The organism is Arthrobacter sp. efr-133-TYG-120 (genome assembly GCF_030209785.1).
In the GTDB taxonomy this organism is placed as follows: Bacteria; Actinomycetota; Actinomycetes; order Actinomycetales; family Micrococcaceae; genus Arthrobacter.
The window spans coordinates 1-15,735 of record NZ_JARVRI010000019.1; the positions used below are offsets into that span (position 1 = coordinate 1).

Below are 15,735 nucleotides of genomic sequence, written 5' to 3' on the forward strand. Positions count from 1 at the left end.
CAACGCCACAAGCCCAGCCCCCTGCAACGCTTGACAACTATAGAAGGGTCAACAATTGCTAGTTGGTTGGGACCGCTCACCCATTACACAGCTTCAGTCCAACTGCCGTTCAACTACTCCTCGTAGTCTCTTGTCGTATTCGATGCCGATCACAGGGGACATGATGGCCAAGAGAAAGACGACGGGGTGGCCCGAGGCCCCCGTTCGCCGCGCAGTGCCGGCTGAACATTGGAAGCAATTGCGCCGCGGAGACCGCGTGAGCGTCAAGCTCGCGCCCGGGTTTGAGAACCCCGGCCAGGTGGACGCCGTGTCGAGTGACCACAGCGTGGTCTGGGTAAACCTCGACGGCGGCCGCGGCCGCACGCTGGTGCACTGCGGCGACGGCGTGGAGATCGTCCGGCAGGAATCCTGACGGGCTCGCGGGAGGCGCAGCCGGGTTACGCTACCCGTGTGAGCCCGAATTTGCCTTTCTTCAGCCGCCCGGACGGACAATCCGCTCCGCTTGCGTTCGCGCACCGCGGATTTTCGCCGGATGGCCTTGAGAACTCGGCCGCGGCATTCAGGGCGGCGCTTGAGCTCGGCTTCACGCATCTTGAAACCGATGGCCGCGCCACTGCCGACGGCGTGGTGCTCCTTTTCCACGACGACACCCTTGACCGTGTCACGGATGCCCATGGCTCCATCTCCAGTCTCAGTGCCGCCGAGATCGCCAAGGCCCGGATCGGTGGCCGCGAAGCAATTCCCCACTTGGCCGATGTCCTGAAGGAATTTCCCGAGGCCCGGCTGAACATTGATGTCAAGGATTGGCATACCGTCAAACCCCTCGCTGGAGTCATTGAACAACTCGACGCCCACGACCGGGTGCTGATCGCGAGCTTCTCAGATCGCCGGCGTCGGGCCGTCCTGCGCCTGCTCCGCCGTCGCACGGCGTCCTCGGCAGGCATCGCCTGCAACGCCGCCTTCACCCTCTTGGGACCGTTTCTTCCCGAGCGCTGGCTGCGGAAGATCCTGCACGACGTCGATGCCCTCCAAGTGCCGGTCCGCTACGGACCCCTGGCCGTTGTGACCCCCGGTTTCCTGCGGCGGGCGCATCGGCTTGGGCTGCAGGTTCACGTCTGGACGGTCAATGATCCGGCCGAGATGGCCAGGTTGCTTGATATGGGCGTGGACGGGATCGTCACCGACCGAGCGGATGGTCTGAAGTCGGTGCTGCAGGTCCGGGGCCAGTGGTGGTGAGCGCCCGGATGCGTGACGCCAGGAAGTCTCGCTCGGCGTCGTTGTCCGTGCGCTCCTGCGCTTCCCGGTAGGCGGAGACAGCTTCATTGTTGCGTCCCAGGCGCCGGAGCAGATCCGCCCGCACTGCGTGGAAAAGATAGCAGTTGCCCAGTTCAAGGACGTCGACGGCGGCAAGACCCGAGGCGGGTCCCTCCACCTCCGCGAGGGCAACGGCTCTGTTCAAGGCGACCACCGGCGTCGGCTCCATCGCCAGAAGTTGCCCGTACAATGCCAGGATTTGGCGCCAATCGGTGTCCGCGGGCTGTAGGGCATCGCTGTGGACCGCGTTGATGGCAGCTTGCAATTGGTACGGTCCGGGCTGGTTCATCTTCAGGCATTGCCGGACCAAGAATTGACCCTCCGCAATTTGGTCCGTGTCCCAGAGGCTGCGGTCCTGGTCCGCGAGGAGCACCAGGCCGCCGTCGGGAGTCGTCCGGGCGTCACGGCGGGCATTGAGCAGAAGCATGAGGGCCAACAGGCCTTTGGCTTCGGGCTCATCAGGCATGAGTTCCATGATGAGCCGGCCGAGGCGAACAGCCTCGTGGCAGAGGTCTTCGCGCACCAGCCCAGCCCCTAAACTCGCAGCGTAGCCCTCGTTGAAGACCAAGTAGACCACGGCCAGCACCGACTTCAAACGCTCAGGAAGCTCGGCGCCGCTCGGTACCCGGTAGGGGATGCCGGCGTCGCGGATCTTCCCTTTCGCCCGCACCAGGCGCTGGGCCATGGTTGCCTCGGGGACCAGGAAAGCGTGGGCGATCTCCGCCGTGGTGAGCCCGCCCAGGAGCTTGAGTGTCAGGGCCACTTGCGCGGCCCGGTTGATGGCGGGGTGGCAACAGGTGAAGATCAGCCGGAGCTGGTTGTCCTCCACGGTATCCACCTCTTCGGGTTCATCGCTGTGTTCATGACCGTGCAGGATCGCGGCCTGGACGAGTTTCTCCATACCGGAGGCCTCGCGGCGGAACCGGTCGATAGCCCGGTTGCGGGCGGTGGTGATGATCCAGCCCGCTGGGCTCGGCGGCAGGCCGTCGTCGGGCCAGCGCGCCACGGCCTCGGTGAAGGCGTCCTGGACCGCGTCCTCGGCGGCGTCGATGCTGCCCAGAACGCGGACCAGGACCGCCACGGATCTTCCATACTCTTCACGGAATATTCGTGCGATCTCCGAAATATGGAACACGGGAAACTATTCCCGGTAGCCCGCGAACGGCCGGACCTCGATAGGCAGCGTGGTGGCTTGGGCGGCTTTGCGTCCCCAGCCAAGTGCCACGTCCAGGTCCGGGGCTTCGATCACCCACAGGCCGCCCACGTGTTCCTTGGCCTCAGCGAAGGGGCCGTCCGTGGTGAGAACCTCGCCGTCGTTCACACGCACCACTGTGGAGGAACTGGCGGGGTGCAGGCCACCCGTGAAAACCCAGGCGCCGGCGTCGCGCATTTCCTGGTTCAGGACGTCAAGATCGGCCATGATTTTGTTGAGGACTTCGGGCTCCGGGGCTGGGCCGTCGGGCTGGTAGATGCTGAGCAGATAACGTGGCATGACTGTTCCTCCTTGGGATGTGGCGCCGGCACCGTGCCCGCGTCTCACCCTCTATACGAACGGCGCCGGCTGTTTTCGACATCTCCGCGCACGAATCTGCGAAAAGCTTAGCCCCGCTGGCAGGATGGGAACATGCGCATCCTGATTGCCCCGGACAAGTTCAAAGGCTCCCTCACCGCCGCCGAAGCAGCCTCAGCGATGGCCGAGGGGGCATTGCGCGTCTATCCGGACGCCGTGGTGACGCAGTTTCCGATCGCCGACGGTGGCGAAGGAACACTGGAAGCAGCCGTGGCGGCGGGCTACGAAGAGCGGATCAATGCGGTCGTCGGTCCCATCCTCAAGCCGGTAGGCGCTGCGTGGGCCATCCGGCAAAATGCCTTTGGCGGAGCCACTGCAGTGATCGAAACGGCGCAAGCCTCTGGACTGGCACACATGGAGCCGACTCCGGAAAACGCCCTGCGCGCCCACAGCTACGGTTGCGGCCAGCTCATCGCCGCCGCCCTTGACGCCGGAGCCACCGAGATCGTGCTCGGCGTGGGTGGTTCCGCGATGTCCGACGGCGGCAGCGGCGCCCTGCGTGCGCTCGGGCTGAAGGCCCTGGACGCGGCCGGGAACGTGGTTCCACTCGGCGGAGGCTCGCTCGCCGACGTCGTATCCCTCGACGTCTCCGGGCTGGATCCGCGGCTGACCGCGGTGAGGTTCCGGATCGCCGTCGACGTCCGGAACCCGCTCTATGGCAGCGACGGCGCCGCGCATGTTTTCGGCCCGCAGAAGGGGGCGGACGAGGACGCGGTGGAGCTGCTCGACGCCGGCCTGCGCAACTGGGCGTCGCTGCTTCGGGAAGCGGGCGGTCACGACGTCAACGTTCCCGGGGCCGGAGCGGCTGGAGGATTCCCGGCGTCGTTCCTGGCCTTCACCCAAGCGACGTTGGAAGGCGGGTTCGCCCTGGTGGCGGGCCTGACTGGGCTTCCCGAACAGCTCGCCGGCTCTGACCTGGTGATCACCGGCGAAGGATCCATGGACTCGCAGTCGCTGACCGGCAAGGCACCCATCGCTCTCGCGGATTCCGCCCAAGGGCATGGAATTCCGGTGATTGTGGTGGCGGGCCGGATCCTGGTGACACTGGAGGAACTGGCCGGCCACGGCGTGGTGGCCGCGGCGCAGTTGCTCGACGTCGCACAGCGTCGGGACGGCGTGCCGGATGTTGCCGACGCCGTGGCGAACGCCGCCAAGTACCTCGCGTGGGCCACGAGCCAGGTGCTGGAAGGGGTCTAGGCTCCCGTCCACCCAGGGACATGCCCAGCGGGGTTACTCGGCGTCGTCCGGGCAGATAATTAACCTACAAAGCATGGCTCTGACTTCTGCCATGCATCCACGATGCGACGACCCCGCCCGGGACGCCGTCACCGCCTGCCGGGCTGGCAGCCGGCCAGCACGGCACCATCGAATCGAGGAGCACACCATGTCCACCTTGAAAGAGCGGCTGCACGCAGACGTCGTCAGCCATATGAAGGATGGCAACCGCGTAGCCCTGAACGCCACGCGCAACGTCCTGAGCGAGATCGATACCCGTGAGAAGGCCGGACAGGCGCCGATCCACTTGGACGACGCCCAGATCACGGCCATGTTGCAGAAAGAGGCCGCACAATATCACGAGGTCGCCCGCCTCTACGAGGAGGCCGGAGAGTCCGAGCGGGCCGCCACGGAGATTGCGGATGCCGAGGTCATCGAGGCCTACCTGCCGGAACCATTGACCGCCGCCGAGGTCGAGTCCATCGTTGACGAGGTCATCGCCTCACTCAAGGCCGAAGGCGTGGAGCTGTCCCTGATGCACATGGGCTATGTCATGAAACCGGTCACCGAAAAGGTCGCCGGCCGCTTCGACGGCAAGGCGGTCAGCGATATTGTGCGTAGGCGCCTCTCATAGCTATCGGTGTTCGGCTAAAGAGTTGTGTTCGGCGGAGAGGGTTGCCCTCCCCGCCGAACACATGAATTGCGCTGGGCGGCCCCTTACCGCTTCTTCCCACTCCTCTTTGCCGCGTTCATCGCTGCTTTGGCCGCCGGCGGCAGTCCCGGCGTCTCCATCTCCGGCTCGGCAACCGTCCCGCGCCAACGGGCCAGGCCCTTCATGCCGTGATAGACCGCCAGGGCAGCGGCCGAACCCAGCGCGATGCCCGTGAACTTCAATTCGCCGATGGTCCACGTATAGTCCGCGATCCCGATAATCAGTGCGACGGCGGCTGTGGTCAGGTTGATCGGGTTGGAGAAGTTGACCTTGTTCTGCACCCAGATCTTCACGCCCAGGACGCCGATCATCCCGTAGAGCATGGTCGCGGCACCGCCCAGCACGCCGGGGGGGACGGTGGCAATGAGTTCGCCGAACTTGGGCGAGAAGCTCAAGAGGATGGCGAAGGCACCGGCAACCCAGTAGGCCGCCGTCGAATAGACCTTCGTCGCCGCCATGACGCCGATGTTCTCCGCGTAGGTGGTGGTGCCGGAGCCGCCGCCGAACCCGGCGAGGACCGTCGCGACGCCGTCGGCCATCAACGCTCGCCCGGAGACGTCGTCGAGGTTGCGTCCCGTCATCGCGGCCACGGACTTCACGTGCCCTACGTTCTCGGCCACCAGCACCAGGACGACCGGTACGAACAAGCCCACGACGCCGAGGTGGAACTCCGGAGTCTGGAAGTGCGGCAGGCCGATCCACGACGCCGCGTCCATCTTGGAATAGTCCACTTCGCTGCGCGTCATGGCGGTGAGGTAGCCCACCACCACGCCCACCAGGATGCTCAGGCGGCCCAGAATGCCGCGGAAGAGGACGCTCACCAGGATGATCGTCACCAGCGTCACGAGGGCGGTGACGGGGGCCTTATCGAAGTTGGCTTTTGCGGCTGGCGCCAAGTTGAGGCCGATCAGGGCGACGATCGCGCCAGTGACAATAGGTGGCATGGTCCGGTTGATCCACTCAGCGCCGAACTTCTGCACCACCGCGCCGACGAGCGCCAGTACGACGCCGGCAAGCACCACTCCGCCGAGCGCGCCGGGAACGCCGAACTGCTGCTGGGACGCCAGGATGGGGGCAATGAAGGCAAAACTCGAACCGAGGTAGCTCGGTACGCGCCCCTTGGTGATGACCAGGAACAACAGGGTGCCGATGCCGGAAAAGAGCAGTGTAGTGGCCGGTGGCATGCCCGTGATGATGGGCACAAGGAAGGTGGCTCCGAACATCGCGACGACGTGCTGCATGCCGACGCCGATGGTCAGCGGCCATGCCAGCCGCTCCTCGGGTGCCACCACGTGTCCCGGCCGGATCGTCTTGCCGTTGCCGTGCAGCTTCCATTTGGTTCCGAGCATGCTCATCTGCGGGAGCCTTCCCTGAAAGTTGTGATTGTTCGGGTGCAACCTTACCGCCCGTACGGCCTGCCGATTCCGCTGTGTGGAACGTCACGTGGCTTCACGGGAAGAGGCGGAGGGAAGTTGAAGTTGCAACCATGGAAAGCATAAGCGCCCGGCCGTCGATGGCTGCGGGCACAGCGAAAGGTACGCGAATGACGATCGCCCACGAAGAAGCAGTGATTGACGCCGCAGCAGTCGACGCCATCTTTGCCGAAGCCCGCACTGCCAACTCCTTTGCCGGTGAGGTCTCGGACGAGCAAGCACAGGCCATCTACGAACTGACCAAGTTCGGCCCGACAGCGTTCAACTCCCAGCCGCTGCGCGTCACCTACGTCCGTTCGGACGAGGCCCGCGCCAAGCTCGTCGAGACCCTCTCTCCGGGCAACAAGGCCAAGACCGCCTCTGCTCCGCTGGTCGCCGTGCTCTCCTACGACACCGCCTGGCACGAGCAGTGGGACAAGTTCCTCCCGGTCTACTCTGCCCCGAAGGCCATGTACGACGCCAACCCCGAGTTCACCGCAACTACGGGCAACAACAACGCCCACCTGCAGGCCGGCTACTTCATCCTCGCCGTCCGCTCCCTCGGCTTCGCCGCCGGCCCCATGACCGGTGCCGACTTCGCTGCGATCGACGCCGAGTTCTTCCCCGCCGGTGACCAGAAGAGCTTCCTCGTGGTCAACATCGGCCAGCCGGGTCCGGACGCCTTCGGCGAAGCCAAGCCGAAGTTCGCGTACGAGGACGTCGTCCGCACCGTCTAACCCTCGCTCACCTTTAGGGCCTTTTCCGCCGACGCTCGCTCACTCTTGTGAGCGAGCGTTCGCGCTTAAGGCGGTATATCTGAGCGGGCGTTGGTGGTTGGGGCGGCATATCTGAGCGGGCGTTGGTGGTTGGGGCGGCATATCTGAGCGGGCGTTTGTCCTCGAGCGACGCTCGCTCACCTTTGGGATTGATCGTCGCCGGGGGAGGGCGCCGCGGTGGCAAAATTTCCTTATGCGGAACCTCATTCTCGTGGCGTTCGTCGAAGCCGTGGCTGACGGGCTCGTCTTCCCACGCAGTGACTGGCCGCTGCACATCACCCTGTTGAGGTTCGACGTCGAGCCCTCCGATGGTGTCGACGTCGCCGCGCGCCTCAGCGAGCTTGTGACGGCCCCCGCGATGGGCGCCCTCGGTGCTGAACTGACGGTGGGGCCCGACGCCGGATTCGGTCACCAAGGGTCCATCCCGGTCAGCCTGGTGGAACACCATCCCCTTTTGCAGGGTCTGCATGAGGAACTGTTCGAAGCCATGGAGAGTGTCGGTGGGCGCGCGGCGACCCCGCGATACGTCATGGAGAACTACCGTCCGCACATTTCGCATCACGACGGCAAGCGCCCCAAGCCGGGTGACGCCGTCGTGCTCGATCAGATCGCACTGGTGGACATGGCGCCGGAAGGCAACCACACGATCCGGCGGATCCTGAAAGTGTGGCGCCTCCCGGCGGAGCCAAACTAGCGAGGTCTAGGAGATCACGCCGTCCACGAGTGCCTTGGCCTCTTCTTGGACCTGCTTGAGGTGGTCGGCTCCCTTGAAGGACTCGGCGTAGATCTTGTAGACGTCCTCGGTTCCCGACGGACGGGCCGCGAACCAGGCGTTCTCTGTGACAACCTTGAGGCCGCCGATCGAGGCGCCGTTGCCGGGAGCCTCGGTCAACTTGGCGGTGATGTCCTCGCCCGCCAGCGTGGTGGCTGTGACATCCGCGGCGGAGAGCTTGCCGAGCTTGGCCTTCTGCTCCCGCGTCGCAGCGGCGTCGATCCGGGCATAGACGGGCGCGCCGAACTGGTCCGTGAGGCCCTTGTAGAGCTGCGACGGCGACTTGCCGGTGACGGCCGTGATCTCCGATGCCAGGAGGGCCAACAGGATGCCGTCCTTGTCGGTGGTCCAGACGCTTCCGTCGCGCTTGTTGAAGGAGGCGCCCGCGGATTCTTCGCCGCCGAAGGCACCCTCGCCCGAGAGCAGGCCGGGAACGAACCACTTGAAGCCCACGGGAACTTCCACGAGCTTGCGGCCCAGCCCCGCGGCAACGCGATCGATGATGGAGGAGGAGACAAGGGTCTTGCCGACGACGGACTCCGGGTTCCAGCCTGTGCGGTTGCGGTATAGGTAGTCGATCGCGACGGCGAGGTAGTGGTTCGGGTTCATCAAGCCGCCGTCGGGCGTCACGATGCCGTGGCGGTCGGCGTCGGCGTCGTTTCCGGTGGCAACGTCGAAGGCGCCCGTTCCGGCCGAAGCACTGTCCGACATGCGCTTGATGAGTGAGGCCATGGCCGACGGCGAGGAGCAGTCCATGCGGATCTTCTCATCCCAGTCGAGGGTCATGAAAGCCCACTGCGGGTCCACGGTGGGGTTGACCACGGTCAGGTCGAGCTGGTGGCGTTCGCCGATTTCACCCCAGTAGTCCACGGATGCGCCGCCCATGGGGTCCGCGCCGATGCGTACGCCGGCGGTGCGGATCGCATCGAGGTCCAGGACGGAAGGGAGATCGTCCACGTAGCTGCTCAGGAAATCGAACTTGCCCGTGCCATCCGCTTTGAGGGCGTCGTTCAACGGAATCCGCTTGACGCCGCGCAGCCCGTTTTCCAGGAGCTCGTTGGCGCGGTTGGCGATCCAGCCGGTGGCGTCGGTGTCTGCAGGGCCGCCGTGCGGGGGGTTGTACTTGAAACCGCCGTCGGCCGGAGGGTTGTGGCTCGGGGTGACCACGATGCCGTCTGCCTGGGGCTGCCCGGGGCCGGCTTCGTTGTTGTATTTCAGGATCGCGTGGCTCAGGGCGGGGGTGGGCGTGTAGCCGTGGCGCGCGTCGATCAGTACGTTGACACCGTTGGCGGCGAGGACCTCAAGGGCGGAATTCTGCGCCGGTTCGCTGAGCCCGTGGGTGTCCTTGGCCAGGAAGAGTGGGCCGGTGATGCCTTGCCCGGCGCGGTATTCCACGATCGCCTGGGTGATGGCGAGGATATGCCCTTCATTGAATGAGGCCTTGAGGCTCGACCCCCGATGCCCGGAGGTGCCGAAGGCAACGCGTTGTGCGGGATCACTAAGATCCGGCGTCACGTCGTAGTACGCGTCAAGAAGAGCGGTGATGTCTACAAGGTCCTGGGGAAGGGCAACAGTGCCCGCACGGCTAGCCATTGACCCAGCATGCCAGACCGCCCGGTGCGCTAGAAGAGAAAACCGACTATTGCGGGGCCTGTGACTTCGTATTTCCGCATGATCGACGAAGATTCACTGCCCGTTTACCGGAGTGCGGCATGGCGTTGCGGAGCCGGGGCTCTGTGAGCTTATGTGCGCCTTCGCTCGGCGGTAGGCTGGGCACAAAGACTCGCAAGGGGGATATTCCATGACCGACCAGCCAGCTAAACCCGAGAACGCTCCCGAGGGTGACGAACCGCCCAAGGGCTACGAGCCACCGTCGTACATTCCGCCTGCACCCCAAGCAGGTGAGAACCCGTATGGCGAGCAGCCGTTTGCCTCGCCGGCGGCTTCCGGCCCCTACGGCCAGCCACAGCCGCAACAGCCCCAGGGTGGTCCGGCTCAGTACGTCCAGCCGCCCTATGGCCAGCAGCCGGCCAGCCCTTACGGCCAGCCCGCTTCACCGTATGGTCAACAACCTCCCCAAGGGCCGCCTGGCTACGGGCAGCCGGCCAGTCCCTATGGCCAGCCCGCCTACTACGGCATGCCGGTCGAGCCGAAGGGCCTGAGCATTGCGAGCATGTGCTGCGGGATCGCGGTCTTCGTGGGCCTTGGCTTCTTCGTCCTGCCCCAGATTGCCGCGGTGATCCTCGGCCACATGGCCCTCAGGAAGGAACCGGCCGGCAAGGGCATGGCCATCGCGGGCCTTGTACTGGGATACCTGGGCATTGTTGCCGTGACCATCTTCTGGGTCTTTGTCGCGATTTTTGCCGCCACGGCTTCGCGTTACAACTACAACTACTAGCGACAACGACGGCGGCCGGTGCGCCTGGCGGGAAACCCGCCGAACGCACCGGCCGCCGTCGCGGTCCAGCTCGGTTACGTGACTAGCGGACGCCGCCCATCAATTTCTTGATGGCGGGCGAGCCAGCCGCCAAGGCAGCAGCGATCACAACCGCCGTGCCGCCGACGCCCAGGAAGTACGGCAATTCGTTGTCAGGGTTGTACAGGCCGGCCAGGATGCCCGCCAACGCGGTGCCGAGAGACACCGAGAGGAAGAACAGGGCCACCATCTGGGTGTGGAAGGCCTTGGGGGCCAGCTTGGTGCTCACGGACAGGCCGATGGGGGACAGGAACAGTTCCGCCAAGGTGAAGAGGAACAGGATTCCCACGAGCGCAAGCAGCGGGGTTTTTCCTGCGCCGGACAAGGGGATGAAGGCCAGGAATGCCAGTCCCATGACGAAGAGTCCGGCAGCGAACTTGATGGGGGATCCCGGCTGCTTCGGACCAAGTTTTGTCCAGAGGGCAGCCATGACGCCTGCGAAGACGATGATGAATACAGGGTTGATGGACTGTACCCAGGCCGCCGGCATTTCCCATCCGAAGAGGTTGCGGTCCAGTTTTTCCTCCGAGTACACGGCAATGAACGTGAACTGCTGCTGGAAGAGTGCCCAGAACGCTGCAGACGCGATGTACAGCGGAATGAATGCGACAACACGCTTGCGCTCAAACGGCGTGACCTTCTTGCTTCTGAAGATCAGCGTGAAATAGATGACCGAGGCGACAATGGCGGCGTATGCCATGCTCTTGGCCAGGTTGCCGGGATTCACCACGCCGGTCATCAGGAGCACGGCGATCACGATGGCGATGCCGAGGAAGATGAGCCCGTAACGGCTCCGCTGTGCTGACGGAAGGGCGTTTGGAACGCGGTGTGCTTCTTCCGGGAGCTTGTTGCGGCCAAGTGCGTAGATGACCAGGCCGATCGCCATGCCGATTGCGGCTGCGCCGAAGCCCCAGTGGAAGCCGTTGCTTTCCTGCAGCCAGCCGGTCACGAGCGGTCCGATGAGGGCGCCGAGGTTGATGCCCATGTAGAAGATGGAGAAGCCGGCGTCACGGCGTTCGTCCTTCTCCCCATAGAGGGTGCCGACCAGCGCTGTTGCGTTCGCCTTGAGGCCGCCGGATCCGATACCCACCAGCACGAGGCCCGCCACCAGGCCCGGGATCCCGGGCAGGAGGGCAAGTGCGATGTGGCCGGTCATGATCATGATGGCGGAACCGAAAAGTACCCGTTCGGAGCCGAAAAGCCGGTCCGCCAACCAGGCGCCCAGGATCGTGGAGAGGTACACGCCTCCGCCGTACGCGCCAACCAGTCCGGCGGCGAGCGATTTGTCGATCGAGAGTCCGCCATGGTCCGCGGTGAAGTACATGTAGTAAAGCAGGATGCCCTGCATGCCGTAGAAGGAGAATCGTTCCCACATTTCTACGGAGAAGAGGCTGGCCAGCATCTTTGGGTGGCCGAAAAATGACGTATCGCCCGCGTTTTTGGCGGGCGTCCGCGTGTCTAGAGTTGTGCTCATCTGATCCATGGTGACATTGACTGAGCGCATTTGTCACATCATTTAGATGCCTAGAGCAACTATTTGCTGGGGTGGGGCGCCATTTTTTGCTGCCTCTCAAGCTGCCTCGCGAGCCGCAGGAGCAGCAGCTCGGATCCCGGTTTTCCGATGAGTTGGATGCCCATCGGAAGCCCCGTTCCAGGCGTCGGGCCGGTCCAATGAACGGGCACGGTGATCGCCGGCAGGCCGCACACGTTCACCATGGAGGACCAGGGCGCAAACTCGCATTGCTTGCGGTAGTCGTCGTCTGCGTCGCCTGGCCAGTCGGGGGCCGGCCATTGCTCGCCTCCGGGCATTGTGCCGGTGAACCAGCCCACGGGCCGTGCCGTCTGTGCCAGCGACGGCGTCAGGACGAGGTCCCACTGCGCGTACTGGGTGACGGTGTCGTGCGTGAACTGCCGCAGGAAACCGAGCGCTTCGTTGACCTTGGCTGCGCTCCGTTGTTGCGCCCGACGCCGGAAGGTCCGGGTCAGCGGGGTCAGCAGGGCTTCGCGCTGCGGCAGGATCCGGGCGCTCCCGACGCCGGCAGTCCACGCGGTGGTGAACGCTTCCGGATAGCGATTGTCATAGCGGATCTCCGCGTCGAGCACTGAATGGCCCGCCTCCGCGAGCAGTGCGATGCCTTTGGCGAAGGCATCAAGGGCTTCCCGCTCCGGGGTGAAGGGGAAAGCGGTGGACCACGGGCTGTCCAGGCTCGCGCCGATGCGCAATGCGGCGGGCGGTTCCTCAAGGTCCGCAAGGTAGCCACCTTCCGGACGGATTCCGGGAGGGACCAGGGCGTCCATCATGAGAGCGGCATCCTCCGCGGAGCGAGCCAAGGGGCCGGCCACCACCAGGCGTGCCGCGTCCCCGACGCTCTCGCCGGCCGGCACCAGGCCGCGGCCCGGCTTCAACCCCAGGAGTCCACATGCCGCAGCGGGAATACGTATGGAGCCGCCGCCGTCGCTCCCGGGCGCGAAGGGAACCAAGCCCGCCGCAACCGCGGCAGCACTGCCTCCGGAAGAGCCGCCGGAGCTGCGGCTCAGTGCATATGGATTGCGCGACGGCGGTGCGATGCGGTTTTCGCTGTAGGCCGTAAGTCCGAATTCCGGAACCTGAGTCTTGCCCAGTGAGATGGCACCCGCGCCTTTGAGCGTTGCGGCAAGGGCTCCGTCCTCCGGGGCGGGCTTCCGGTCCAGGGCACCGCTGCCATGGGTGGTCACTACTCCGGCAACATCCGTGAGGTCTTTGAAAGCCAGCGGCACGCCGTGCAGGAGGGGAAGCCCGGGGCCACCGCTGCGTCGGCGGACGTAGGCTGCGTCCGCGGCCCCGGCGTCGAGCATGGCCTGGTCCGCCGTCACCGTGACGAAGGCGCCCAGCGTGTGGTTCAGCTGTCCGATCCTCGCGAGGAAGTGCTCCGCCACCTCGGTTGCCGAGAGCTCGCCGGCGGCCAAGGCTTGGCGCAACCCGGCCGCGCCGAGCTCGTGGATGTCAGCCAAGGAAGCGGGCCTCCAAGCGCTCTTCCACGGCAACGCTGTCGGCCGGATCGCTGGAAGTTGCGGTGACGCGATATGCAGCCTTGCCCCTGACCTCGGCAACCACGTCCACAAGTTCCGTGCCCCTGTAAACGAGCCCGACGCCGTCGTCGGTGCAGTGCGTTTCGCCCAGCACGCCCTCCGCCACCAACTGGTGGACCAGGGGGCGGCGGCCCGGCTCGGAGTCATAATGGACGCCGTTGGCGTAGGGGAGGAAGTCCAGTCCGTTGGTCACAGCGCGCAATTCAGGGCCGTACGAATCCGTAGTGCCGCCCTGGAACCAACAAATCGAGCCCGCGGACACCCCTGCCAGCACCACACCGTGTTCCCAGACGCGCCTCAAGATGCTGTCCAGTCCGTGGGCGCGCCATACGGCCAGAAGATTGACCACGGAACCACCGTTGACCCACACCACGTCCTGTTCCAAAAGGTAGGCCTCGGGATCGCCGTAGTTGGGCATCGTGAAAAGGTTCAGGTGGCTGAAATCGAAGCCCGAAACCCGGGCGGCCTGGTCCAATTCCGCGGCGAACCAACGCTGGTCCCCGGAAGCCGTCCCAATATGTGCCACTCGCGGCGCACGTCCGCTGACTCCGGAGAGTTCGACGGCGTGGTGAACCAGGAGGTCGAACTCCATCCTGGTGCGATGCCCGGACTTATAGCCACCGGAGGTTGCCAGGATGGTGGGCCCGTCGGCAGCCATGGCGCCTCCTTTTGCCTTGAGCGGTCTCGGTCCCTGCAACGGTAGGCTGGATTGGAGATCTGAATCAACTGGAAGGGACCCACGTGAGCGATTTCGAGACCGTGCCTGTCGGCGATGTTCCGGCCGACGCGAAAATCCTGGATGTCCGGGAGGATTACGAATGGGTAGCGGGCCACGCCGAGGGTGCGCTGCATATTCCGCTTGACCAGATCCCGGCGCGCCTTGACGAGCTTGATCCTGACGATGACTTGTATGTCATCTGCCGTACGGGCGGACGGTCCTACCGGGCGGTCCAGTGGCTGGTGGGGCAGGGTTACACCGCCACCAATATAGCCGGAGGCATGGACATGTGGTTCGAGACCGGCCGCCCGATGGTATCTGAGAACGGCCTCAAGCCGGTCGTCCTGTAGCCCCAACGCATAACACCTAAGGAATATATACATGTCGGGATCCGTGCTCACCTACACGTTCCTCGGTCCTGAAGGCACCTTTACCGAGGCTGCCCTCTTGCAGGTCCCCGGAGCGGCCGATGCCAACAGGGTCCCTTGCACCAATGTGAACACGGCTTTGGAGAGGGTTCGCCAAGGCGAGGCGGATGCGGCCATGGTGCCGATCGAGAACTCGGTGGAAGGTGGAGTGACCGCCACCCTGGATGCTATTGCCACCGGAACCGAGCTGCGGATCATCCGCGAAGCCCTCGTTCCCATCACGTTCGTGCTGGTTGCCCGGCCCGGCGTGAAGATCTCGGACATCCGCCGGGTCTCCACCCATGGCCATGCCTGGGCCCAGTGCCGGCTGTGGGTCGACGAAAATATCCCAAATGCGGAATATGTGCCGGGATCCTCTACGGCAGCGGCCGCCGTCGGGCTTCTCGAGGGTGATGTGCACTATGACGCCGCCATCTGCGCACCCCTTGTCGCGGCCGAGCGGCCGGGACTGAATATCCTTGCGGAGAACATTGGAGACAACCCCGGCGCGGTTACGCGCTTCGTCCTGGTCAGCCGTCCCGGCGCACTGACTGATCGCACGGGTGCCGACAAGACCACCGTCGTCGTGCCCCTGCCCGAAGACCGCCCGGGCGCCCTGATGGAAATCCTGGACCAGTTTGCCACCCGCGGAGTCAACCTCAGCCGTATCGAGTCCCGGCCCACGGGCCAGTATCTGGGTCACTATTTCTTCAGTATCGACGCCGACGGCCACGCGTCGGACGCCCGGGTAGCCGACGCCTTGGCAGGCCTGCACCGGATCAGCCCGGCCACCCGCTTCCTGGGGTCTTATGCGCGGGCGGACGAGCAGAAAGCCTTCGTGGCTCCGCATACCTCCGACGCCGCGTTCGCATCCGCGCATGCCTGGGTCCGGGCCATTTTGGGTGGGGAACCGGGCGCTTGACCGGCCCGAATCCGCTTCGCAAAGCGTTGGATAATTGACTCTTCAACCCCTATCGCGTGGATAAAACTGTGCGTATGCTTGCTTGATCCACAATTGATGGACGCATGCCCCTAACGGAGGGAGCGGGCCATGTCAGGAAATAGCAATGACACCAGCGGCCAGGGAATGATCGTCAATCCCAAGCCCAAGGCGGACAACCAGGACTGGGACGGCGACGACGCCGACCGGGCCGATCGGCTGCGCTTTGAGGAAGAACAGGCGATGATTCGCGAGCAATCGGAAGCGCGCGCAGCCGCCAAAGCCTTGGCAGAACACAAAGCAACGGAAGCGGCGAAGAACGCCAAATAGCGCGTTGCGCCGTCGCGCGCGCAC

The 15,735-nt window shown here is 64.9% G+C and carries 17 protein-coding genes; 10 read left to right on the forward strand and 7 right to left on the reverse strand.

Translation table 11 applies throughout. The features are described from left to right. Positions 1–163: 163 nt before the first annotated feature. The gene (locus QRN51_RS12605; protein ID WP_284990232.1) at positions 164–412 is read left to right on the forward strand and encodes a hypothetical protein; all 249 of its coding nucleotides are present in this window, start codon (positions 164–166) and stop codon (positions 410–412) included. Positions 413–450: 38 nt separating this feature from the next. Further along, positions 451–1,236 carry a glycerophosphodiester phosphodiesterase family protein gene (locus QRN51_RS12610; protein ID WP_284990202.1) on the forward strand — a complete coding sequence of 262 codons (786 nt, stop codon included), beginning with the start codon at positions 451–453 and terminating at the stop codon, positions 1,234–1,236. On the opposite strand, the gene QRN51_RS12615 is transcribed toward QRN51_RS12610, so the two are convergent. Both QRN51_RS12615 and QRN51_RS12620 read right to left on the reverse strand, forming a co-directional pair. Then, complete coding sequence (locus QRN51_RS12615) at positions 1,178–2,449, reverse strand: RNA polymerase sigma factor (RefSeq protein ID WP_284990203.1); 1,272 nt, start codon at positions 2,447–2,449, stop codon at positions 1,178–1,180. The two genes, QRN51_RS12610 and QRN51_RS12615, sit on opposite strands and share 59 nt — an antisense overlap. Positions 2,450–2,455: 6 nt before the next feature. Next, the gene (locus tag QRN51_RS12620) at positions 2,456–2,806 is read right to left on the reverse strand and encodes a YciI family protein (RefSeq protein ID WP_284990205.1); all 351 of its coding nucleotides are present in this window, start codon (positions 2,804–2,806) and stop codon (positions 2,456–2,458) included. Positions 2,807–2,938: 132 nt separating this feature from the next. Here QRN51_RS12620 and QRN51_RS12625 point away from each other — a divergent pair, with 132 nt between their 5' ends. Both QRN51_RS12625 and QRN51_RS12630 read left to right on the forward strand, forming a co-directional pair. Continuing rightward, the gene (locus tag QRN51_RS12625; protein ID WP_284990206.1) at positions 2,939–4,081 is read left to right on the forward strand and encodes a glycerate kinase; all 1,143 of its coding nucleotides are present in this window, start codon (positions 2,939–2,941) and stop codon (positions 4,079–4,081) included. 187 nt (positions 4,082–4,268) lie between these two features. Further along, on the forward strand, positions 4,269–4,733 hold the full coding sequence (locus QRN51_RS12630; RefSeq protein WP_284990207.1) for a GatB/YqeY domain-containing protein: 465 nt from the start codon (positions 4,269–4,271) through the stop codon (positions 4,731–4,733). 83 nt (positions 4,734–4,816) lie between these two features. Here the strand turns inward: QRN51_RS12630 and QRN51_RS12635 are convergent, their stop codons facing one another. Then, the gene (locus QRN51_RS12635; RefSeq protein ID WP_284990208.1) at positions 4,817–6,166 is read right to left on the reverse strand and encodes a uracil-xanthine permease family protein; all 1,350 of its coding nucleotides are present in this window, start codon (positions 6,164–6,166) and stop codon (positions 4,817–4,819) included. A 188-nt stretch (positions 6,167–6,354) separates the two neighbouring features. On the opposite strand from QRN51_RS12635, the gene QRN51_RS12640 reads away from it, so the two are divergent. After that, positions 6,355–6,960 (forward strand): malonic semialdehyde reductase, encoded by a 606-nt coding sequence (locus tag QRN51_RS12640; protein WP_059388911.1) that lies wholly within the window; start codon positions 6,355–6,357, stop codon positions 6,958–6,960. Positions 6,961–7,192: 232 nt separating this feature from the next. Beyond that, complete coding sequence (locus QRN51_RS12645) at positions 7,193–7,693, forward strand: 2'-5' RNA ligase family protein (protein ID WP_284990209.1); 501 nt, start codon at positions 7,193–7,195, stop codon at positions 7,691–7,693. 6 nt (positions 7,694–7,699) lie between these two features. Here QRN51_RS12645 and pgm read toward each other — a convergent pair whose 3' ends face one another. After that, entirely contained in the window at positions 7,700–9,364 is a 1,665-nt protein-coding gene (gene pgm / locus QRN51_RS12650; RefSeq protein WP_284990210.1) for a phosphoglucomutase (alpha-D-glucose-1,6-bisphosphate-dependent), read from the reverse strand. 208 nt (positions 9,365–9,572) lie between these two features. Between pgm and QRN51_RS12655 the strand changes: the two genes are divergently transcribed. Then, positions 9,573–10,169, forward strand: a complete 597-nt coding sequence (locus tag QRN51_RS12655; protein WP_059388913.1) for a DUF4190 domain-containing protein — start codon at positions 9,573–9,575, stop codon at positions 10,167–10,169. An 82-nt stretch (positions 10,170–10,251) separates the two neighbouring features. Here QRN51_RS12655 and QRN51_RS12660 read toward each other — a convergent pair whose 3' ends face one another. The 3 genes from QRN51_RS12660 to QRN51_RS12670 are packed head-to-tail and all read right to left on the reverse strand — an operon-like array spanning position 10,252 to position 13,974. Next, entirely contained in the window at positions 10,252–11,730 is a 1,479-nt protein-coding gene (locus QRN51_RS12660) for a peptide MFS transporter (RefSeq protein ID WP_502870863.1), read from the reverse strand. A 50-nt stretch (positions 11,731–11,780) separates the two neighbouring features. Continuing rightward, positions 11,781–13,238, reverse strand: a complete 1,458-nt coding sequence (locus QRN51_RS12665) for an amidase (protein ID WP_284990212.1) — start codon at positions 13,236–13,238, stop codon at positions 11,781–11,783. Beyond that, on the reverse strand, positions 13,231–13,974 hold the full coding sequence (locus QRN51_RS12670) for a Type 1 glutamine amidotransferase-like domain-containing protein (protein WP_284990213.1): 744 nt from the start codon (positions 13,972–13,974) through the stop codon (positions 13,231–13,233). Before QRN51_RS12670 ends, QRN51_RS12665 begins: the two co-directional genes overlap by 8 nt. 83 nt (positions 13,975–14,057) lie before the next feature. On the opposite strand from QRN51_RS12670, the gene QRN51_RS12675 reads away from it, so the two are divergent. From QRN51_RS12675 to QRN51_RS12685, 3 genes are all read left to right on the forward strand, one after another. Further along, the gene (locus QRN51_RS12675) at positions 14,058–14,384 is read left to right on the forward strand and encodes a rhodanese-like domain-containing protein (RefSeq protein ID WP_059388916.1); all 327 of its coding nucleotides are present in this window, start codon (positions 14,058–14,060) and stop codon (positions 14,382–14,384) included. A gap of 31 nt (positions 14,385–14,415) precedes the next feature. After that, positions 14,416–15,363: a prephenate dehydratase gene (gene pheA / locus QRN51_RS12680; protein WP_284990214.1), complete on the forward strand. Its 948-nt coding sequence runs from the start codon at positions 14,416–14,418 to the stop codon at positions 15,361–15,363. A gap of 129 nt (positions 15,364–15,492) precedes the next feature. After that, positions 15,493–15,711, forward strand: coding sequence for a hypothetical protein (locus QRN51_RS12685; RefSeq protein ID WP_078107002.1), 219 nt, complete (start codon positions 15,493–15,495; stop codon positions 15,709–15,711). The last annotated feature ends 24 nt before the right edge of the window (positions 15,712–15,735 follow it).